Below are 21,899 nucleotides of genomic sequence, written 5' to 3' on the forward strand. Positions count from 1 at the left end.
TCAATAATTTTAAAGATATAATAAAATCAAAAAATCCCATTGCAATACAAAAAGCCATTGAAGATGGAGGTGAATTTATAAAAAAAATAACATTTGAATCAACCCTAACTAAAAAACAGCTAGAAGACTTAAGTTCCTTAGTTGAACAGATTAATATTGAAGATTTTAAAGATAATAATGGCTTTTTAAATCGTGAAAAATTACAAGGTGCCATAGTTGAGCTAGGTTCTACAAAATTCAGCTCATCCTTAGGCGAAAAAATTGTTGTTGATTATGCTTATGCATACACACATCAAATCTATGCTGGAATTGTTGTTGAATTTCACGTTATTGTATGTATTATTTTAGGTCAGCCACATGATGACGACCTATCTACTGAACTAATGATTAAAGACTTAGTAAATCTTGATTTTCAATAAATCGTTTTTTCTTAAAATCCATAAATAATTAGAATCAAATTACTTTAAAATCCTTCTAAATAAATATAAAATTATGAAAAAAATTAAAAATTTAATTCTATTGACTCTTTGTTTAATACTTTCAATTAGCTGTTCAAACGATTCTGACTCCTTTGAACCTGAAGTTATAGAATTTACCGGAAAAGAAATTTTTGAAGGAATCTTTTTTACTCATGGTGATTTTATCAACCATGTCCCTTCAATTTTGAATTCATTTAGTTATTTAGAATTAAAAAAACTAGCACAAGATGATAAAATAAATTATTCTATTAAAGTAGCGGAAATTTTAAATGAAATTGAAAAGAAAAACACTACTTATTTTAATAGTTTTAAAAAAAGCATTCAATCTAAAAATCAATTACAAATTGAAGAATCACTAAAATCTGGTGCTGAACTATTACTAAAAACAACCTTAGACAAATATCTGAATGAACAACAAAAAGACGATCTAGACAAGGTTGTTAGCAAAATTAATATTGAAGAACATAAAAATAGTGACGGAACAATAAATTATGATAGTTTATCGCTGTCCATTGCAAATATTGGGTCGTTAAATCAAGATTTTTTTCAGGGACAATGTATTTTTGCAGGGATTGTATTAGTGGCAGCCGCTTATGTAGTTGCTGTTCATGCCGCAGCAGCTATGACATATGTATATGCTGCTTGGGCCATTGAAAGGTATGCTGCTATTGATACTGATGTAACAGTTACTAATGGTAGTATTAATCCTAGTAATGAGTTAAATAGTGAAATACTAATTAATGATTTGTACTTATTAAATATAAAATAATGAAAAAATATTTATTTTCTTTTTTTATTTTAATCTTTTGGAGTGCTATATTAATAAATATATTTATGGCTTCATTTCCAATACCTAGCAATAAATCTTTTTTAAATAAAACAATAATATTTAGTGTTATACCTCAAGGATGGGGATTTTTCACAAGGAACCCACGAGAAGAATTAATAACTGTATACAAAAGTCATAATGATTCCCTTGTCAAAATAACTGAACAAAATAGTTCTCTATCAAGTTTTTTGGGAATTTCTAGAAAAAGCAGATTACATAATATAGAGCTAGGAACAATACTCTCAAAAATAGATGAAAATATGTGGGTCAAAGGAAAACCAAATGAGCTTAAATTTGATAACATTAAATATGACACTATTATGAGTTCATTCTATCCAAAAAATATGATTGGTGAATATTTTATTGTTAAACAAGAAAGAATTCCTTGGGCTTGGTCAAAAAATCACAAAAATTTAGTTATGCCATACAATTACGCAAGAATTTATGTTAAATGATTTAAAATATAGTTTAGATTCTATTATAAATAAATATTCAACCTTAAACCCTTGGACAAATGTTTATGGCTTAGCTAGATCTGTATTGGCGTTCAGCCTATTATTAACTTTGATTTTTTCTGGGTTCGACAATTTATTCCCTAAAGTAAATGGAGAATTGTTAAAACAGCAAATATTTGATATAGAAAAACTTAGTATATTTTATCTGTTTAATGATAACATGATTATTGCTTACTGGATTTGTATTGCTATACTTATTATAGTAATTTCAGGAATTTTACCTCAAATTACATCTTTTTTACATTGGTGGGTTGCGTTAAGTTATACTTTCTCAGGAATAATTATTGAAGGCGGTGATCAAATATCATCTATTTTAACATTATTAATAATTCCATTAGCTTTAACCGATAATCGAATAAATCATTGGCATAAACCAAAAATTAGAGAAAATAAAAAATTAAAACTATTTGTTTGGTCTTGTTATGCAATAATAACATTGCAAATAGGAATAATCTATTTTCACGCTGGAGTTGCTAAAATATTTGTAACAGAATGGCAAAATGGTACTGCCGTTTATTATTGGTTTACCCATAACATTTTTGGTGTTTCAGATAGTTTAATAAATTTAACTTACTTTTTACTGTCTTCCAAAATCGTTGTCATTTCAATAACTTGGGGCACTATTCTTTTTGAATTAACTTTATTTAGTTGGCTTTTTATTAAAAGAAATAATTGGAATTGGAAACTATTATTTATAATGGCCTTTTTATTTCATTTTTTAATTGCGCTAATTCATGGTCTTGTAAGTTTTGGTTTAACCATGACGGCTGCATCAATACTATATTTTTTCCCAAAAAATATCAACATTAAATTATAAAAATCTAAATAAAACATAACAATTTTCAAACTAAAATTAGATTAATTAATTACTTCTAAATATGTTTTAAATTGTATTTTATTTAAAATTAATCATTAATAAAAAATGACGAAAAAAATATTAAAATTAATTTCAATTTTTGGGTTTGTTATGTTCATTGGTTCTTGTGCTAATGACAAGGGATTATTAACTAAAGAGTACGTTTTAGAGCACTTAGCAGAAAAAGAAGCTTTAAGTCCTGTGGTGTTTAAAACAAAACTATCTAACATTTATATAAAATCTGTCAGTGATATCGCTAATGGCTCATCTTATTACTCAAAACTATATAATGACGGATATTTAACTACACAGTTACGTTCAGATATCCCAAATCCATCGACTAGTTATAGACCTTATAAAATAGTTACTACACAAGCTGCAGAACCCTATATATTGGAGAGAAAACCTGATGGTACAGTAATTTTGAAAACATTAAAATTTAATGCAGTAGCTGTTAAAGATATTAGATTGCTAAACGACTTTAAAGCGGAAGTAGATGTGGAGTTCAAAAAAACTAAATCGCCATTTAATAACCCTAATGAAAAAGATTATGCTGGCAGCGGAAAAGAATATCCAAATGATACCCATGTTAAAACTTTAGAATTTAGGAAAAATCAAAAGACAAATGAGTGGAAATATCCAATAAAAATAATTTTTTAAACTAAAATTTCATGAAAAAATTAAAAATATTAACACCTTTTCTAATCTTACTATTAATAACATCATCATGTGGAAGTACAAAAGTCGTTAGGCAATCCAAACGTGTGATAAAAGGAAATTGGACCTTGAACCAAATAACTTACGACAAATCAGATAACTTTAAAATATCACTTTTTGATGACGCAGCTCAAAATTGTTTCGAAGGCAGTACTTGGCAATTTATAAGTAATAATAATAGTGGTACTTATACCTTAAAAAGTACTAGTTGTGATCAACAATTACGTTATTTTAAGTTTACAATTATAGAAGTAGACAAAATAACTGGGTTACATGATTTTTTATTGAAACCAACTAATGCAAAGGGAAAAAGTGAAAATAATGATAAAGGATATCGTTTAAAGCTAACACAGTTATCTGATACGAATATGCAATGGCAATTATCGCTTTTTGTTGAAGGAAGCCCGTTTTTAATTAATATGAATTTTATAAAATAATAACACTATGAAAGCAAAACTAAAAAAAATGATTGTATTATTTATAACGATTACTATAGCGTTAAATTATACAAGTTGTAAATCTGTTAAAAATGCAAATAATAAACAAAAAGGGGGTGCAATAGGTGCTGCTGCCGGTGCTGTTATAGGTGGTGTTTTGGGTAATAATTTAGGTAAAGGTGGTAAAGGTACAGAAGGGGCAGTTATAGGTGGCGTTCTAGGTGGTGCTGCCGGCGTTCTTATTGGAAACAGAATGGATAAACAATCTCAAAAAATTGAAGAAGAAATTCCAGGTGCCAAAGTAGAGCGAATTAATGACGAGATTATAGTCACTTTTGATGAAAACAGTGGCGTTTATTTCCCAACGGGTCAAATGAATTTAAATGAAAGCTCTAAACAAACTTTGGATAAACTTGCTAATGTTTTACTAGAATATACCGATACCAATATTATAGTAGAAGGACACACTGATAGTGTTGGAACTGCCTCATCAAATTTAAATTTATCGAAATCTAGAGCCCAATCTGTTACCAATTATTTAATTTATCAAAAAGGTATTAATATAGATCGTATAACTACATTATGGTTTGGAGAAACTCAACCTGTATTTGATAATAATACATCAACTGGTAGAGCTAAAAATAGGCGTGTAAATATATCAATAAAGCCTAATCAAAAAATGATTGATGATGCCAATGAAAAGGCCAAAAATTAAAAAAAATGAATCCAGAAATTGAATATATATTAGAAACTGAAGAGAAAGTACTGTGGAGTGGTAAGCAAGATTTAAAATCACTATTAACAATTGCCTTTCTTTGTTCAGGAGTAGCATTATTTATTGCATTACTTTTATTTTTTAATTTAGGTGACGTTGCTGCGCATAAAACAGTAAAATTAGGAAGTAATCCAACACAAGTATTTAAAATAATTCTTTTTGTTTTAATTGGTATTTCGGTACTAATTCCATTTGCTTTTTATATGAATTTTAAGGCAACTGATTACTTGGTAACAAACAAGCGCCTCATAATAAAATCAGGGATTATTGGAGCGGATATACGTTCTATTTATTATGATCAAATTAAAAGTTCTTTTGTGAATGTTGATTTAATTGGAAAACTATTTGGTTCAGGTACAATTTTAATGGATACTGGTAGAATAACACAAAGTAGAAAACGCGGTAGCAAAACAGCTTATGATAGATTTAGATTTATAAAAGATCCCTATCAAGTTTATAAATTAGCTCAAAAAGGATTATCGTCTCGCAAAGAAGGGATACATTCTGGTAGAGCAGATTTTGAAAGTAATTTAGAAGGTTACAAAGATTTTGTTCAAGAAACTGAAAAAATGAAAAGGGACATTAAATAAAAAAACTACTATCTTTAAAATGTGAAAAATTATCGTGCAATATTATTTTTAATTATCATAAGTAGTAAACTTACTGCTCAAGAACCCATACGTTATACAACCAAACAGGGGTTACCCACCAACCATGTTTATGATCTTGCAGAAGACACCAATGGCTTTATGTGGTTTGCAACCAAACAAGGTATCGTAAAATATGATGGAGAAAATTTTAAAATTTTTACTATAAAAGATGGTTTACCAAACAATGATACTTGGAAGCTAGAAACTGATTACCAAGGCAGACTATGGTACTTCTCTAAAAGTGCATATCAGGGTTATATAAAAAAAGATAGTATTTATAAATTTGCAACAAACAATAAAGAGGTACTAACTCCTAGATTTATTTCTAAAACAACAGATAATTTATGGTTTTACAGTAATGGTATTAAAACTATGAAGAATAACCAACTAGTAAATGATGGGTTTAACATTGAAAAATCTAAACAATTATCATTAGAAATTATAAGTAAATACGGTTTAACTGAAATTGAGAAATTTAGTAGTCTTGTAAACCCTCAAACCAAAGAATTTGTTATTTTAAACTTAATAGATAATCAAATTTTGGTATATGATTGGGATTTTAAGTTTAAACATACTATTTCTATACCTATTGAAAATAAAAATTTATTGGTCAGTGCTCAAATTATTGAAACAGGACTCATGTATAATCAAATTGCGTTCTTTACCTTTGATACAGGTGTACTTTTTATAAATTTTAATAATAAAACTACACAGTTTATAAATTATAAAGAGTTAATTGGTAGTGAAAAACACAAATACTTTAAATGCAAAAGTTTAACCCATGAATTTCAAATTAGCATTCCAGGTCATTTAATTATTTTTGATTATCAATTAAACGTAAAGAAAAAATATTCATTTTCAAAAGAATTAGGGCAGTATAGTTATCAAGATAGTTCTGGTAATGTATGGTTAACCAGTATTTCTAAAGGTATTTCACTTATTCCTAATACACAATTACAAACTAACACTTATTTTAACAACTTAAAGGTTCAGAAAATTAATGCAATTGAGAATAATTTGTATGCAGGTATTAATAATAAAGGGTTTTATAAGTTAGATGTAAGAACTAACAAAACTCAATCTTTATTAGAATTTAATATTCCTCATAGTGAAATTTATCAAATGAAAAAATACGACCTCTCAAATCAACATCTATTTGTTACTGCTAATAAATCATATATTTTAAAAAATAATGCCCTTGAAGTCTTAAATTTTGTAAATACTAAAGATAATCTTTTCATTAATGGTAATACTTCTGGTGCTAAAGATATAGTTTATCACAATGATAGTTATTATTATATAACTAGTCAAGGAATTGTAAAAACGATTAAAGGAGATGAGTATTCAAAGGTTATAGTTCAAAAATCAGGCCTAAAAAATGGAGCATTCTTTAGTAATCAACTTTATGTTGGTGGTAGTGATGGTTTATTTAAACTTGCTGGTGATTCATTGGTAAGACCAAAATTGGAAAATGATTTACTCAACGTGTCAATAAGTTTTTTATCAGCAATAAGAGAACAACTTTTAATTGGTACTGATGGAAGAGGTGTTTATTTATTTGATGATAAAGAACTAATCCATTTAAATGAAACCGATGGGTTGTCCATTAAAAGTATTTTAAAAGAGGAAGATACCCTGTGGTTAGCCACCCAAAAAGGAATAAAAAAAATACAATTAAACCTAAAAGGAGGAACACAATCTAATACAATAGATGCCTTTTACGAAGCTGATGGTTTATTGCAAAATAACACTAATGATATTTATAAACAGGACAGTTTATTGTATGTTGCTAGCGATTTAGGTTTGGTTAGATTGAATCTTAAAAGCACTGTTTATAAGCAGCAACCCAAACTCTATTTTAAAACCAAAAATGATACTTTAAGCTATAAAAACGGTGCTCGCGATAATATAGCTATTACGTTTGCATTGCAAAATTATGTAAACCAAGAACATATAGCTTTTAAATATAGATTGTTGCCTACTCAAAAAAAATGGACAAACACACAAACTAAAACAGTTAATTTTTCTAATTTATCACCTAAATTATACACTTTTGAAGTACTTGCTACAGATCAACATAACAACCAAATAATATCGAGGCAATATTTAAATGTTATTCCAGCTTGGTGGCAAACTACATTTGCAAAAATAGGATTTTTAATATTGTTATTATTTTTATTTGTAAGGCTTAACAAGGTTATTATTCAAACTATTAGAAAGAAGGCTCAAGAAAAAATGCTTCAAGAAAAACGTGTTGCAGGGCTAGAATTACAAGCACTTCGTAGCCAAATGAATCCACATTTTGTGCATAATTCACTTAATGCAATTCAGTATTTTATACAACGCAATGAAGTTGAATTATCTGAAAATTATTTATCAAAGTTTTCACAACTTATTCGTTTATTCTTTGAATACTCCAGACGGCAAACTGTAACCATAAAAGAAGAGTTGGATTTATTAACCAGTTATTTAGAAATGGAAAAACTACGGTTTGAAGAAAAATTAAATTATGTTATTTCAGTTTGTGATAAAATTGATGTAGATGATCAATTAATACCTTCAATGTTGTTGCAGCCTATTATAGAAAATGCCGTAAATCACGGAATTTTTCATAAAATGGAGAATGGCTTGATTAAGGTTTCTTTTAAGCAACATTATCATGACACCTTTCAAGTAATAATTGAAGATGATGGTATTGGCATAAATAAAGCGAAAGCTATTTTTAAGGCATCTTCAAAAAATTATAAATCTAATTCTTCAGCCGTATTGCAAGAACGATTAGACTTATTAAATCAAAGTAAAGAATGGAATATTAAATATGAAATAAAAGATCGTTCTAAAATTGAAAACAAAGAAACAGGAACCATTGTTACATTAACTTTTAAACAAATTCATTAATAAAATGACAATAAACGCTATTTTAATTGACGATGAGCGGAAAGCATTAGCAATTCTAAAAAATAAATTAGATCGTTTGTGTCCAAATATTAAGGTTGTCGCAGAAACGCAAAGTCCAAAAGAGGGGATAGGGTTAATTAAAAAATTACGTCCTCAATTGGTTTTTTTAGATATTGCCATGCCTGAAATGAGTGGTTTTGATCTTCTTTCTCAAATAGAAAAACCAAATTTTGAAATTATTTTTGCTACTGCCTTTGATAATTATGCTATTGAAGCAATAAATAATTGCGCTATAGGGTATTTGGTAAAGCCCATAGACAATCAAGACTTAGTTATTACAGTTAATAAAGCCATTCAAAATATTGAAGACAAAACAGCATTAGAAAAAAACAAGTTACTTATTGAAAATTTAGGCGTTCAAAAATTTCAAAATAAGAAAATTGTAATTCCTTCGCAAGATGGACTAGAATTTGTAAAAATTAATGAAATTTTACATTGTGAAGGAACTGATGGCTATACTACTATACATTTCAAAGCAAGAAAATCTATCTTAAGTTCTAACAGTATTGGTCATTTCAATAAATTATTAGAGTCTCAACATTTTTATTTAGTCCATAAATCACATTTAATAAATTTAGACCATATCGAAAAATACTTTAATGAAGGCTATGTTTTATTATCTGATAATTCAAAAATACCAGTGTCAAGAAATAAAAGACAAGGTTTTCTGAATAGTTTTAAATAACAAAATAATAATTAAACATTTATACATCCATAAAGGGCAACTCAAATCGTTGTAGTTGCTCATTATAATAGACGATCTTATTTGTTGATAAATCAAAATAAGGTTTGTTACCAAAAGCATCAGTAGACATATTATTTACTTCAAAGTAACGTGTATTTATCAAGTCTTTTAATTCCTGTATGTCTTTTTTTGTTGCTGGTTTATTATTTTCAGTAGCAAAAATTTCCTTAGCAAATGCTGTTGCAGTATTAGCCGCTAAAGTTCCTAGTGCAGCATTTCCAACTCCAGATATACTTATTTTTTCAATTGTATTTTTCTTTGGTTCATTAAGAGTGTCTGATAACACTGGTTTAGAAGTACTATTCGTCATTTTATTTTTATGATGATGGTTTTTGCTTCTACAAGTAGCAGAACAAAATTTTTGTACTTTACGTCTTGTTGGTTCAAATTCTTTTTGGCAGAATTCACATATATATAAGTGTTTTTCCATAATTTTTTAATATTGTACGTTAAACAAACGTATGTTTGACGCATAATTACTTTTTTTTATTTTTTTAGGAATCTATTTTAACTTTAAATACGCGTTCTAAAATCAATTTTTCAATCTCACTATCATTTATTTGAGGTCGTATTTTTTTCTTTTTCGATATCTTTTTCTTTAGTTGCTTATTATTCTCTAATTCTTTTTTATGATGTTCTTCAATTTGTTCAGTAGTATTTTTATCTGATATTTTATCCAAGATTTTAGAGTATGTAGCAACTATAGTTGGCACATGGATCATCACAAAATTAACGATAGAAAAATCGTGTTCTTTCTCTAAGTCAAGTAAGTTTTCAAAATTGGTATATAAATCTCTTAAATGAGCATTAAAATTTTCGTGTTGAAGTTTGAATGCACCAATAAGCGCTATATGAAGTACTTCCTTATTATATTTTTTTAAATTATCTGTCAACCATTTTGTTAAAAATAAATAGAGTATTAATTGATCAAAGTATTTATTAATAATGAACTGAAATTCAGATGAACTAAGCTCTGTAGATTTTTCTAAAAGTTTAAAAATATTTTGTTCAAGTAAAGAACGTTTTTCTAAAAGTCTTGTATTAATTTCTATAGCATCTTCATTATTAAAAATGCCAATTCCATTATAATTATCAAAAATTGATAGCTCATCAAAGAAATCATCCTCAATTTCATTTTCAATTTGCTCTAATACTCCATCTAGAATAATTTCACTCGGAATGTAATAAATAAAATTATGAAGAAAGGTTTCTATCATTTCATTTAGAAAAAAAGTATTTTGTTGTTCCTTCATTTATTTTTCTCTTAAAAATTCAGAATAATCATCGGGTAGGGCAGCATCAATATCCCGTAAATATTTCTCTAATGCAATCATAGAACTATGACCAGTGATAAACATCAACCTACTTTTAGCCTCAAAAGGAGATGAGTTTTTCACAAGTTCTCTATAGAGTTTTGTAATATAGGTGTGTCTAAAACTATATAATGTATAATCAGCACCTAAATTAAAATGTTCCTTTACAACTTTTTTAAATCGTTTTGAAAAATGGTCTCTTCTATTATGAGGTGTTGCTTTCCAAGAGTTTCCTAAACCGTGAATTGTAAACAAAGGATTATTTCTATCCAAATTTGATAAATCAGGAAGCTCATCTATTAGAATATCTGGAATAATCTTCGTTTTTAAAGGGCTATTTTTTGCTTTAAATGCTATAGTTTTATCTCTTAAATTTATGTCACCAACTTTTAATCTGCATACTTCAATTGGTCGAAGAAAATTATATGATATAAATTTTATGTATAATAGTAATGTAGGATCTTTGGTTTCTAAAAACTTAAAAATAGCTTCTTGAGTTTCTTTTGTATACGTTTTATTTCTTTCTGGGATTGCTTTTAAAGTTGGGATTTTCTTTAAAAAATTTGAAACTATAATTTCATTGTCTTCCAGTGTTTGAAATAAACTACTTAATTCCAAGCGGTAATTATTTCTATTTCTAGGACTGGTGCGTTGCAATACATCATTTAAAAATTGCACCATTATATTTTTAGTTAATAAATGTATATGTGTAATACCAGCATAGTTCTTAGTAATAAATACTTGCAATGCTTTCGCTTTCCCTTTATATGCGTTATAAGTACTAGCGGTTACAATGTTTTTCTTAATTAATAGTGCAAAATCTAGTGCTTCTTTAATAGTTTTTTCATGAATTGCAACAGGTTTTTTCTTTGTAACTTTAGGCTGAACCTTAGTTGTAGGTTCAGTTTTTCTACTTGCAATTTTTTTAGTGTTCGCTAACTCTTTTTGTTTGGTTTGTAATTCCGTATTATCCTCAAAAGGATTGTATCCTTTTTTTAGTAATTCAAGAATTTTTTTTCTGTAAGCTGACAATACATAAAGTCGATCTTCTTTCGTCTTGTATTTATGAGCTTCTCCATAAAAAGGTGTCACTCGTTTTAGCTTTCCCGTTTTAGGGTCTCGGAAAGAAAAATACACATACCAACGCTTTTTTAAATCACCTTTGGCAGTATATAGTTTTGGCGGGGAATAATTCTTTTTCATTGACAAATCGTATGCACAATCGTATGCACTTTCGAAGTTAAAGGTAATAATTTCATTTAAATTAGACATAAAAAAAACAGTTTAGAAAGCTAAACTGTTCGTTTTTATAGATTTAAATTTGTAGCGTGATGCAGAATTGAACTGCAGACCTCCGGGTTATGAATCCGACGCTCTAACCAACTGAGCTACCACGCCATTTATTAGAGGCTGCAAATATAAAAAATAAAATAGTTATCGCCATAATTTATTTTAATAATTTAAATTTTTTTTAAATAGAATATTTATATATATTGTGACAATAATAATTGAATATGTCTACAAAAATAAAATTTGAAATAGAGTTCCCAATTCACGCTTCTCCTCATATGCTATATCAATATTTTGGTACGCCTTCAGGGCTGTCGGAATGGTTTGCAGATAATGTTAATTCTAGAGGAGAAACATTTACTTTTATATGGGATGGATCTGAAGAAAAAGCAAAAGTGTTGCAAGAGCGACCTTATGAAAAAATTAAATTTAAATGGTTAGACGGTGAAGATGATAAAAGTTATTTTGAATTTAGGGTCGAAGTTGATGAAATAACTAAAGATGTTTCATTAATTGTTACTGATTTTGCTGAAGAAGATGAAATTGAAGAATCTAAAATGTTTTGGGAGAATCAAATAGATGAACTAAAACACACAATAGGAGCATAGTATAAATTGAAATAATATATAAAAAAGCCTTGAAGAAATTCAAGGTTTTTTTATGTAAATTTGCATCGAAATTTTAAGATATGGTAAATTTAAATGGAGAATTAATTAATCAATTAGAAGGTGTTTTAAATACAACTAATAGAGCTTTTAAATATGGAGATGCTCTATTCGAGACTATAAAAGTTAAAGATTTAAAATGCTATTTTATTGAAGATCACTATTTTAGATTAATGGCTTCTATGCGGATGCTTCGAATGGAGATTCCAATGAATTTTACACTGGAATTTTTTGAAGAAGAAATTACTACTACTTTAATTCAAAATAATTTGGAAGATGCCAGAGTGAGAGTTACTGTTTATAGAAAAGATGGTGGTTTATATAAGCCAATTTCAAATGAAATAAGTTATTTAATTGAAACTATACCTTTAAATATCAATAGAAAAGAAGAGTATAAAATTGATTTATTCAAAGATTATTATTTATATTCTGGCTTATTATCTACACTTAAAACTACCAATAAAATTACAAATGTGTTGGCAAGTATCTATGCTTCTGAAAATAAATTTGATAATTGTATTTTAGTTAATGAAAAAAAACAAGTCGTAGAAGCTATTAATGGGAATATATTTATAGTAAAAGGAACAAGTATTAAAACACCGTTAATTGATTCGGGATGCATTAAGGGAATAGTGCGAAAAAAAATTATTGAACTAATTTCAAAGAAAGAGAATTATACATTAGAAGAAGGTGTAATATCTCCTTTTGATTTGCAGAAAGCTGATGAGATTTTTATAACCAATGTAATTGTTGGTATTCAAGTTGTTACAACTTATAAAAAGACTAATTTTAAAACTAAAGTAGGAAAAGAGTTGACTTTGGAATTTGAAAAGCTAGTTTAAATTTGGGTTTACTGGGGCGTTAGCCCAAATTTTATATTCACCTCCAAATTCTAACAATTGATTTTTCCAAATACTGTCACTATTAACTTGTAAAATATTAGGATATTTATTTTCAACAACAGTCCAGGTTGATTCTTCTAACTCTTCATTTAATTGGGTGATAGACCAACCAGAATAACCTAGAAAAAATCTTATATCGGTAGGTTTTATGGTATTGCTATTTAATAAATTTGTTAAAATATCGAAATCACCACCCCAATAAATACCATTATCTATTTGAACACTGTTAGGAATTAAATGAGGTAGTTTGTGAATAAAATATAAATTTTCCTGTTCAACTGGTCCTCCATTGTAAATTTTAAAATCACAATTAATATCATTAATTAAATCTTGAAGAATAAACTCTGTAGGTTTATTTATAATAAAACCAATACATCCTTCCGTGCTATGTTCAGATAAATATATGACTGATCTATTGAAAGATTTATCATTCAAAATAGATGGCTCAGAAATTAGCAATTTACCCTTAGATGGATTGTGAACATTCATAATTATATTAATTTCTTTAAATATAAAAAAAAATAGCTATAAAAAAAACTCTCTAAAGAATTAGAGAGTTTTTAGAATAAGAATGTATTCTTATGTGTTTAGTTCACTGCATCACTAAATCCAGCTCCTGCTTTAAACTTAACAACGTTTTTAGCTTTAATTTGAATAGTTTTCCCTGTTTGAGGGTTTCTACCACTTCTTGCTGCTCTTTTAGAAATAGACCAAGTTCCCCATCCTACTAGAGCTACTTTTCCACCTTTTTTAAGAGTTTTAGTAACATTGTCTGTTAACGATTCTAGTGCTGCTTTCGCCGCTGCTTTTGTGATACCAGCATCAGCTGCCATTGCATCAATTAAATCTGATTTGTTCATAACTTGAATTTTAAATTAATTGGTTAAACATTTTTTGCTTATAAAAGCTTAACAAAGTTATACGGAATAAGGGTTTATGCAAGTTTTAACTAAAAAAAATGCCTTTTTTGTTAATAAATGACATGAAATGTTAATAACCGGAGGTCAATATCATTAAAAAGCGCTAAGCCCTTTAAAATATAGGGTTATTGCACTCGAGCATTTTTTGAAAATGAAAATCCATTTAATAAACTTTCAGTATCCATTTTTCGTTTACCAGCAAGTTGAAGTTTTTCAATTTTTATGAATCCATTAGTAACTGCAACTTTAATTTCATTTTTAGAAGTAATAATAGTGCCTAAAAAATGTTGATGTGATAAAACCTCCTTTTTTATATCGAAAATTTTTAATTTAATTTCTTCATCATCATTTGTTAAAATTGTCCAGGCTGTAGGATATGGATTTAAGCCTCGAATCAAATTATATATAGTATTTATTGGAGCTGTCCAATCTATTCTACAAGTTTCAGTAAAAATTTTTGGAGCAGGCTTTTGTTCAATTTTAGGTTGTTTATAGGTTTTAATAGTATTTTGCTGAATTTGATTTACAGTTTTTACCACTAACTCGCTTCCTACATTCATTAATTTATCATGCAATTCACCTACCGTTTCATCATTTCTAATTAATACTTCCTGTTGTAAAATAATATTTCCAGTATCAATTTTCTCATCAATAAAAAATGTTGTGACACCAGTTTTTGTTTCACCATTAATAATTGCCCAATTTATAGGTGCTGCACCTCTATAAGCAGGTAATAGAGAAGCATGTAAATTAAAAGTGCCGTATATTGGCATTTGCCAAACCACCTTTGGTAGCATTCTAAAAGCTACAACAATTTGTAAGTTTGCGTTTAAAGCTTCTAATTCTTGAATGAATTCTTCACTTTTTAAATTAGTAGGCTGTAATAATTTTAAGTTATTTTTTACAGCATATTTTTTTACTGCAGATTCATTCATTTTTCTACCTCTACCAGCTGGTTTGTCTGGGGCTGTTATAACACCAACTACATCAAACTTTCCTTGAATTAGTCTGTCTAAAATTGCCACAGCAAAGTCTGGTGTCCCCATAAATACAATTCTTAAATCTCTCATTAAAGGTTGCTTTTAAATTTATTTTGCGAAGTTATTGCAATTTTATTTTTTTCAAGAAGAATTTTTAATGAATCTAAAACTTCATCTTTAGAAAAATTTAATATACATATTATTTCTTCTGAAGACATAGGTTTATTTTTTAATAATTTACTAATACGAATTGAAACTTTTTCTAATGCAACTTTTTCAAGATTTTTAGATTTACAAATGTCACAAGTACCACAATTTTCGGTTGTAGTTTCATTAAAATACGAAAGTAGCTGAATATTTCTACAGGTAGTTTTATTTTCTATGTATGAAATTACAGCATTTAATTTTTCTAATTTTAACTTATTTTGTTGTTCAATATTTTTGGAAATACTATTGATTGTATATTCACTATCTCTATTTACTAAAAAAGTTAATTTTGAATTTGTGTTTTCATGAGAATAATGTACGATGCCATTTGAATGCAAATTATTTAATTGATTAATAACATCATTTTTTGAACAGTTTAATTTTTTTGATAGCCCATATTCATTGATTGTAATAAAATGTTCAAAAATACCACCATAACTTCTTAGAATTAAGTTTATTAAACTACTTTTAGATGGGTTTTTGCTTATAAAATCAAATACTTGATTACTTGACACTAAAAATTTTACTGTAGATTTTTTGTTATAATCTTCATCTAAGCGTAAAATATTTTCGCGCTCTAAAACCTTTATTGAATTATAGGTTTTTAATAATTTCAACTGGTACGTGTAGCAAAATTCTTGCAATGAAAAATCAAATAATTGGGTAGGTAATTCACCCAGAATTATACTAAAATATTGATTTAAATGCTCGTAAACTCTTTTAATATATTTAAACGATGGAGTGTTAGATGTGTAATTATTTGAAGCACTGTATAAATTTGTGTTATTCGTTAAAATTAAAGAAAAGGATTCCTTTTCGTCTCTTCCAGCTCTACCGGACTCTTGAATATAATTTTCAAGACTGGCAGGCGTGTTTATGTGAATAATAGCTCTAACATCTGGTTTATCTATTCCCATTCCAAAAGCATTAGTAGCAACCATAATAGATGTTTCATTAGACATCCAGCGATTGTATGAAGCTTCCTTTTCGGAAGAGGATAGACCGCCATGGTAAAAACTACTCTTAAAGTTATTTTTTAATAGCATGGCACATACTTCTTCAGTTTCTTTCCTATTATTTGTATAAATAATTATGGACTCTTTTATTTTATATGCAATTTGAAGTAATTTTCCATAGATATTCTCAGTACTTAAAACACTATAGTTTATATTATTTCTCTTAAATGATTTTTTAAAAGTTATCGGGTTATTTATATCTAAATTTGTTTCAATGTCGTTTAGAACTTTTTCAGTAGCGGTTGCGGTTAAAGCCATAAAAGTTGCTTCAGGATGTAAATCTTTTAAAATTTTTAGTTTTAAGTAAGAGGGTCTAAAATCATGTCCCCATTCAGAAATGCAATGTGCTTCATCGATTGCAACAATTGAAACGTTTAATTGTTTAATTTTTTCTTGAATAAATGCAGATTGTAATTTTTCTGGCGACAAGTATAAAAACTTATAACCACCAAACTGCAAATTATCAAAAGCAATAATAAGTTCTTCAGTGCTAAGTTGAGAGGTTAACGCTATTGCCTTTATATTTTTTTCTTTTAAACTATTTACTTGATCTTGAATTAGAGCAATTAGGGGAGAAATTACAATACATACACCATCCAAAAGTAGCGTGGGTATTTGATAGCATAATGATTTACCACCACCTGTTGGTAATAAAACAATTGTATTTTTTTTGTGTAAAGTAGCTTTAATTATTTCTTCTTGTGGATCTCTAAATTCTGAATAGTTCCAATAGGTTTTTAATATTTCTAGAGGTGAACTCATAGTTGAATAGCATTCAATATAAAATTGGCCCTTTCATTTATATCTCCCTTTGGAACTTCTATAATGTTATAGTTTAACTCTTTATAAGTTCGCTCTAAGTGGTTATGAATAGCTAAAGCTTGCTCAAAATTTTCATAGCGTTCATTATCTGAAATATAAATTTCTTCCCAAGGCGGCATTAGAAATATATAGTTGTATCTATATAAATTACTTTGCGTAATATATGTATCTGGATAATCTATACTTATATAGTTCATATAAGCATGAACATCAGGAATACCTCTGTCAAAGAAAACAATATCGTTATTTTTTTTGGCAGCCTCTAAATATTGATTTTTTCGACCTTCTAATAATAATTCACTAAACAGTAATGGATTAGTTAAAAATAATTGTTCAATACCTTTACTTCTAGCATTTAAGGTAACTTCTCTCGAAATTTCTGTCATACAAGTAAAATTTCGCTTTGCTAATTCCTCAATAATGGTAGATTTTCCGGTTCCAGGCCCTCCTGTAATTACTATTTTTTGTTGCATAATACAAAAATAAATGAATCATTAAATTATACTAAAATATTCATGTAATTTTGTCATTTAAATATTAACAAAAGTTAATGCTTAACATGTTTAAGTAATTATCATAGATAAAAATGGATAAAAGAGATCAGTTTTATAAAAAATTAAAGAAAAAATTAAAGAAAGATACTGTATTTCCTTCAAAATATCTTTTCAAGTTTATAGTTCCTTCAGATGATGATAAAATTAAGCAGGTAGAAGATTTATTTGATTTTACCGGTGCTGTAATTACGAAAACTTCTTCTAAAACAGGTAAATATATTAGTATATCAGTACTTGTTGTTATGAAAAAAGCAGACGACATTATTTTAAAGTACAAACAAGCTGAAAAAGTAGAAGGTATAATATCTTTGTGATTCTTTTAACGTCAGGCTTCAAAAATATATAATAAATTGCAATGTTTTTTATTTAAAATGAGTGTTTTACTTTTCGAATGAATCATATAAATTAGTTGAATAAATGAAATTAAAGTATATACTTTTAATAGTACTTTTTACAGTTTTAAAAGTTTTTTCACAAGATAATAGTCATGTTTTATTTAAAATAGATGGAGAACCTTATTATTCTGATGAATTTATAAAAGTATATCAAAAAAATTTAAGTTTAGTAACTGATAATAAGACTAGTATAGATGATTATTTAAAGTTATTTATTGATTATAAATTAAAAGTAAAAGAGGCAAAATTAATTAAGCTCGATACTTTTCAAAAGTTTAAAAATGAATTAAATCAATATAAAAACAATCTTGTAAAACCTTATTTAAAGGATGAGGAAGTAACAGCAAAGTTGGTAAAAGAAGCTTATGCAAGATTAAAAAAAGAGGTGCGCGTTAGTCATATTTTAATTTTTCTTAACCAAGATGCAACACCAAAAGATACATTAGAAACTTTCAATAAATTGTTAGAGGCTAGGAATTTGGTGTTATCTGGTGTTGAATTTGGAGAAGTTGCAAAGCAATACTCCAAAGATCCCACAGTAAATGAAAACTTAGGAGATATAGGTTATTTTACAGCATTGCAAATGGTATATCCGTTTGAAAATGTAGCATTTACAACTCCATTAGGTGAAATTTCCATGCCCTTCAGAACAAAATTTGGCTACCATATTTTAAAGGTTTCTGAGATTAGAGATGCCAAAGGAGAAGTGGAAGTTGCTCATATAATGCTTAAAAATCAAAATGAATTGGCGAAAGCAAGAATAGATTCTATATATAAATTACTTCAAAATAATTCAATAGATTTTGGAGAATTGGCAAAAAAAGTATCTGAAGATAGAGCAACTGGAATGAAAGGTGGAAAATTGAATAAATTTGGAAGCGGTAAAATGATTGAGGATTTCTCGAAAGTTGCATTTTCATTAAAAACAGAGGGTGAAATTTCAGCACCATTCAAAACTAAATTCGGATGGCATATTGTGAAGTTAATTAAAAAATATCCATTACAAAGTTTTGAGGAATTGGAAGCTAAATTAACGCAAGAAATTGAAAAGGATACCCGTTCTAATTTAATAACTAAATCTGTTCTAAATAAATTGTTTAAACAATATAGCGTTATTGTAGATAATGGTGCCCTTGAGCAGTTTAATAATGAGGATTGGGATACTCATTCTGAAAATTTTAATAAAAATTTACTAAATATTAATGGTGATTCAATTCCACAAACCAAGTTTATCACTTATTTAAAAACGGTTAAAGCTAGTTCTGTTAAAAAAGCGTTTGATGCATTTACTGAAAAAGAAGTGTTGTATTATTTTAAAGACCATATAGAAGATTCAAATGCTAATTTCAGGGATGCTTATAAAGAGTTTAAAGAAGGATTGCTACTTTTTGATTTATTAGAAAAAGAAGTATGGGATAAAGCAAAAGATAGTTTGGGTATCTCAACATATTATATTGAAAATAAAGAACAGAAATATAAGGGTAAAGAGCTTCAAAGTATAAGAGGAACTGTTATGTCTGAATATCAAAATTATTTAGAGGTTTTATTTTCTAACAAACTTCGAAATAAATATGAGGTTAAAATTAATAAGAAGGAAAATAAGAGGATAAAAAAATTAAAACTTTAATTTATTTATGAAACGTATTTATTTAGTAATCATACTAGGTGCAATTTTACATTCGTGTGATTATTTTACAATTAAAAATGATACTAGGCAGCCGGTTGCAAGAGTTAATGACACCTACTTATACAAGGAAGATTTAAAAAGTATTTTTGCAAATGATATGAGTCCACAGGATAGTGCCATAATAGCAAATAACTTTATTAATAACTGGATAAAGCAGCATTTATTATTATCAAAGGCTCAAATTAATTTAAAAAATAGTACAGAAAAATTTGAAGAACTAGTGAAGAGTTATCGCGAAGATTTATTCATTAACTCTTATAAAGAAGCCGTTGTAAAGCAATATTTAGACACTGAAATTACAAATGATAATATTGATGAATTTTACGATAAAAATAAACAGAACTTTAAACTAAACGAAGAATTAGTCAAGTTAAAATATATTAAAATCGGAAAGAATATTTTAAATAAAAACGAGCTCATAAAATTATTTAGATCAACTAAGAAAGATGATTTAGACAGTTTAATAACTAAAGAAATTTATTTAAAATCATATCATTTAAATGATTCGATTTGGATCAAGTTTAGTGATGTATTAGCTAAAACTCAAATTTTGAAAGAGGTTGATAAAAAACAGTTATTAAAAAAAGGAAAATTTATTCAAAAAGAAGATTCATTAAGCTTATATTTGGTCACGATTAAAGATGTATTAGATAGGAATGATATTTCACCTAAAAGTTATATTACACCTACAATTAAGCAGATGATTTTACATCAAAGAAAATTATTATTATTAAGAAATATTGAAGAGACATTAATTGATGATGCAAGTAAAAAACAACAATTTGAAATTTATTAAGATGAAGAAATACAGTTTAGGAATAGCGTTTATGCTATTTTTTATGATAACCTATGCCCAAGACAGTTTGAATGTAGGAAATAATAATTTTGAGCGAATAAAAGTTGATGGAGTTGCCGTAGTTGTGGGTAAAAATATCGTATTAGATTCTGATATTGATAAGTTTAAAAAAGAACTACAGCAAAGAGTTGAGGGAAAAGTGGATATTTCAGATTGTGAAATGTTAGAAGAACTCATGTTGCAAAAGTTACTTGCTCATCATGCAGTAATAGACAGTGTTATTGTTACAGATGCTGAAATTAATAGTGAAGTTCAACGGAATATAGCTTATTTTACTCAGCAATTAGGAGCTATAGAAAAGGTAGTTGAAATGTATGGTTTTAACGATGAAGAAGATTTAAGAAAAGAATTATATGAAATTCAAAAAGAGCAATTACTAATTCGTCAGGAAAGATCAAGTATTACAGAAAAAGTAAGTGTTACACCTGAGGAAGTTAGAACCTATTTCAAAAACTTGGAAAAGGACAATAACCTTCCTGAATTTAGTGCTGAAATTGAATTAGCCCAAATTGTTAAAATTGTAAAGCCTTCAGAAGAAGAAATAAACAGGGTAATTGATAAACTTAATGTTATAAAAAAGGAAATTGAAGACGGTTTTAGTTTTAACCTTAAAGCAATTATAAATTCAGATGATCCTGCAGTATCAGGAAATGGAGAAGGAGCAGGAGGTAAGTATACAATTACACGTGAGAGTGGCTTTATTAAAGAATTTAAAGAGGTTGCGTTTAGTTTAGATGAAGGAGAAATTTCAGAACCATTTGAATCTGGTTTTGGGTATCATATTATCCAAGTTGAAAAAATTAAAGGTCAAGAAAGAGATGCTCGTCATATTCTAATTCAGCCAAAAGTAAGTCCATCTGAGCTAAAAGCCTCAAAAGACGAATTGGCAAGGATTAGAACAGCTATTTTGAATGGAGATATTACTTTTGAAGAAGCTGTGGCAAAGTATTCAGAAGATAAAGAAACTAAAAATAATAAAGGTTTAATCTTAAATCCTCAAACTAATGATACTCGTTTTAATTTAACTCGGATGGATCCTACACTTTACGGACGTGTTAGTAATTTAGTAGGAGGAGAGATTACAGAACCTTATTATGATGAAATAAGAGGTGGAGAAAAAATGCATAAAATAATTTTACTTAAAAGTAGGGAAGAAGCCCACACTGCTAGTTTCACAAAAGATTATGAGAAAATACAACAATTAACATTACAGAAAAAACAAGAAGAAACCATTGATAAATGGTCAAAAGTTAAAATTCAAGATACTTACATAAAAATTAATAAAGATTTTAAGAAATGTGAGTTTAAAAATAATTGGAAAAAAGAATAAT

Annotated in this window: 24 protein-coding genes and 1 tRNA gene; 16 read left to right on the forward strand and 9 right to left on the reverse strand. The window is 27.6% G+C overall.

Annotated elements, in window-relative coordinates; translation table 11 throughout:
• From HKP59_RS09125 to HKP59_RS09170, 10 genes are all read left to right on the forward strand, one after another.
• The coding region (locus tag HKP59_RS09125; protein WP_291805996.1) for a hypothetical protein at window positions 1–419 on the forward strand (419 nt) is incomplete at its 5' end.
• Window positions 420–492: 73 nt separating this feature from the next.
• Window positions 493–1,248 (forward strand): hypothetical protein, encoded by a 756-nt coding sequence (locus tag HKP59_RS09130; protein WP_291805998.1) that lies wholly within the window; start codon window positions 493–495, stop codon window positions 1,246–1,248.
• Entirely contained in the window at window positions 1,248–1,763 is a 516-nt protein-coding gene (locus tag HKP59_RS09135) for an SdpA family antimicrobial peptide system protein (RefSeq protein ID WP_291806000.1), read from the forward strand. Before HKP59_RS09130 ends, HKP59_RS09135 begins: the two co-directional genes overlap by 1 nt.
• The gene (locus HKP59_RS09140) at window positions 1,753–2,640 is read left to right on the forward strand and encodes a sporulation-delaying protein SdpB family protein (protein ID WP_291806002.1); all 888 of its coding nucleotides are present in this window, start codon (window positions 1,753–1,755) and stop codon (window positions 2,638–2,640) included. Before HKP59_RS09135 ends, HKP59_RS09140 begins: the two co-directional genes overlap by 11 nt.
• A gap of 105 nt (window positions 2,641–2,745) precedes the next feature.
• Window positions 2,746–3,339, forward strand: coding sequence for a hypothetical protein (locus HKP59_RS09145; RefSeq protein WP_291806003.1), 594 nt, complete (start codon window positions 2,746–2,748; stop codon window positions 3,337–3,339).
• An 11-nt stretch (window positions 3,340–3,350) separates the two neighbouring features.
• A complete protein-coding gene (locus tag HKP59_RS09150; RefSeq protein ID WP_291806006.1) occupies window positions 3,351–3,833 on the forward strand; it encodes a lipocalin family protein in 483 nt (160 codons plus the stop codon).
• 7 nt (window positions 3,834–3,840) lie between these two features.
• Window positions 3,841–4,548 carry an OmpA family protein gene (locus tag HKP59_RS09155; protein ID WP_291806008.1) on the forward strand — a complete coding sequence of 236 codons (708 nt, stop codon included), beginning with the start codon at window positions 3,841–3,843 and terminating at the stop codon, window positions 4,546–4,548.
• Between the two features lie 5 nt (window positions 4,549–4,553).
• A complete protein-coding gene (locus HKP59_RS09160) occupies window positions 4,554–5,198 on the forward strand; it encodes a PH domain-containing protein (RefSeq protein WP_291806010.1) in 645 nt (214 codons plus the stop codon).
• A gap of 21 nt (window positions 5,199–5,219) precedes the next feature.
• Window positions 5,220–8,156, forward strand: coding sequence for a sensor histidine kinase (locus HKP59_RS09165; protein ID WP_291806011.1), 2,937 nt, complete (start codon window positions 5,220–5,222; stop codon window positions 8,154–8,156).
• 4 nt (window positions 8,157–8,160) lie between these two features.
• Window positions 8,161–8,901: a LytTR family DNA-binding domain-containing protein gene (locus tag HKP59_RS09170; protein WP_291806012.1), complete on the forward strand. Its 741-nt coding sequence runs from the start codon at window positions 8,161–8,163 to the stop codon at window positions 8,899–8,901.
• A 19-nt stretch (window positions 8,902–8,920) separates the two neighbouring features.
• Here the strand turns inward: HKP59_RS09170 and HKP59_RS09175 are convergent, their stop codons facing one another.
• From HKP59_RS09175 to HKP59_RS09190, 4 genes are all read right to left on the reverse strand, one after another.
• A complete protein-coding gene (locus tag HKP59_RS09175) occupies window positions 8,921–9,391 on the reverse strand; it encodes a hypothetical protein (protein WP_291806013.1) in 471 nt (156 codons plus the stop codon).
• Between the two features lie 64 nt (window positions 9,392–9,455).
• Entirely contained in the window at window positions 9,456–10,214 is a 759-nt protein-coding gene (locus tag HKP59_RS09180) for a hypothetical protein (RefSeq protein WP_291806014.1), read from the reverse strand.
• Window positions 10,215–11,546 (reverse strand): site-specific integrase, encoded by a 1,332-nt coding sequence (locus tag HKP59_RS09185; RefSeq protein WP_291806015.1) that lies wholly within the window; start codon window positions 11,544–11,546, stop codon window positions 10,215–10,217.
• A gap of 52 nt (window positions 11,547–11,598) precedes the next feature.
• Window positions 11,599–11,672, reverse strand: a tRNA-Met gene (locus HKP59_RS09190).
• A gap of 116 nt (window positions 11,673–11,788) precedes the next feature.
• On the opposite strand from HKP59_RS09190, the gene HKP59_RS09195 reads away from it, so the two are divergent.
• Window positions 11,789–12,172 carry an START-like domain-containing protein gene (locus HKP59_RS09195; RefSeq protein WP_291806018.1) on the forward strand — a complete coding sequence of 128 codons (384 nt, stop codon included), beginning with the start codon at window positions 11,789–11,791 and terminating at the stop codon, window positions 12,170–12,172.
• Between the two features lie 80 nt (window positions 12,173–12,252).
• Window positions 12,253–13,071: an aminotransferase class IV gene (locus tag HKP59_RS09200; protein WP_291806019.1), complete on the forward strand. Its 819-nt coding sequence runs from the start codon at window positions 12,253–12,255 to the stop codon at window positions 13,069–13,071.
• Here the strand turns inward: HKP59_RS09200 and HKP59_RS09205 are convergent.
• The 5 genes from HKP59_RS09205 to HKP59_RS09225 all read right to left on the reverse strand — a co-directional run bounded on the left by HKP59_RS09205 (window position 13,063) and on the right by HKP59_RS09225 (window position 17,549).
• Window positions 13,063–13,620: a YqgE/AlgH family protein gene (locus tag HKP59_RS09205; RefSeq protein ID WP_291806020.1), complete on the reverse strand. Its 558-nt coding sequence runs from the start codon at window positions 13,618–13,620 to the stop codon at window positions 13,063–13,065. The two genes, HKP59_RS09200 and HKP59_RS09205, sit on opposite strands and share 9 nt — an antisense overlap.
• A gap of 98 nt (window positions 13,621–13,718) precedes the next feature.
• The gene (locus tag HKP59_RS09210) at window positions 13,719–13,991 is read right to left on the reverse strand and encodes an HU family DNA-binding protein (RefSeq protein WP_291806021.1); all 273 of its coding nucleotides are present in this window, start codon (window positions 13,989–13,991) and stop codon (window positions 13,719–13,721) included.
• A gap of 185 nt (window positions 13,992–14,176) precedes the next feature.
• On the reverse strand, window positions 14,177–15,121 hold the full coding sequence (gene fmt, locus HKP59_RS09215) for a methionyl-tRNA formyltransferase (protein ID WP_291806023.1): 945 nt from the start codon (window positions 15,119–15,121) through the stop codon (window positions 14,177–14,179).
• A complete protein-coding gene (locus HKP59_RS09220) occupies window positions 15,121–17,016 on the reverse strand; it encodes an ATP-dependent DNA helicase RecQ (RefSeq protein ID WP_291806025.1) in 1,896 nt (631 codons plus the stop codon). Before HKP59_RS09220 ends, fmt begins: the two co-directional genes overlap by 1 nt.
• The gene (locus tag HKP59_RS09225; RefSeq protein ID WP_291806027.1) at window positions 17,013–17,549 is read right to left on the reverse strand and encodes an ATP-binding protein; all 537 of its coding nucleotides are present in this window, start codon (window positions 17,547–17,549) and stop codon (window positions 17,013–17,015) included. The genes HKP59_RS09220 and HKP59_RS09225 overlap by 4 nt, the downstream gene beginning before the upstream one ends.
• Before the next feature lie 113 nt (window positions 17,550–17,662).
• Here HKP59_RS09225 and HKP59_RS09230 point away from each other — a divergent pair, with 113 nt between their 5' ends.
• The 4 genes from HKP59_RS09230 (at window position 17,663) to HKP59_RS09245 (ending at window position 21,898) form a co-directional block, all read left to right on the forward strand.
• Window positions 17,663–17,944: a DUF493 family protein gene (locus HKP59_RS09230; protein ID WP_291806030.1), complete on the forward strand. Its 282-nt coding sequence runs from the start codon at window positions 17,663–17,665 to the stop codon at window positions 17,942–17,944.
• A 103-nt stretch (window positions 17,945–18,047) separates the two neighbouring features.
• Window positions 18,048–19,652 carry a peptidylprolyl isomerase gene (locus tag HKP59_RS09235; protein ID WP_291806032.1) on the forward strand — a complete coding sequence of 535 codons (1,605 nt, stop codon included), beginning with the start codon at window positions 18,048–18,050 and terminating at the stop codon, window positions 19,650–19,652.
• 7 nt (window positions 19,653–19,659) lie between these two features.
• Window positions 19,660–20,508 (forward strand): peptidyl-prolyl cis-trans isomerase, encoded by an 849-nt coding sequence (locus tag HKP59_RS09240; protein ID WP_291806033.1) that lies wholly within the window; start codon window positions 19,660–19,662, stop codon window positions 20,506–20,508.
• A 1-nt stretch (window position 20,509) separates the two neighbouring features.
• Entirely contained in the window at window positions 20,510–21,898 is a 1,389-nt protein-coding gene (locus tag HKP59_RS09245; protein WP_291806034.1) for a peptidylprolyl isomerase, read from the forward strand.
• Window position 21,899: the final 1 nt, after the last annotated feature.

It is taken from the genome of Lutibacter sp., assembly GCF_013041805.1.
Classification (GTDB): Bacteria; Bacteroidota; Bacteroidia; order Flavobacteriales; family Flavobacteriaceae; genus Lutibacter.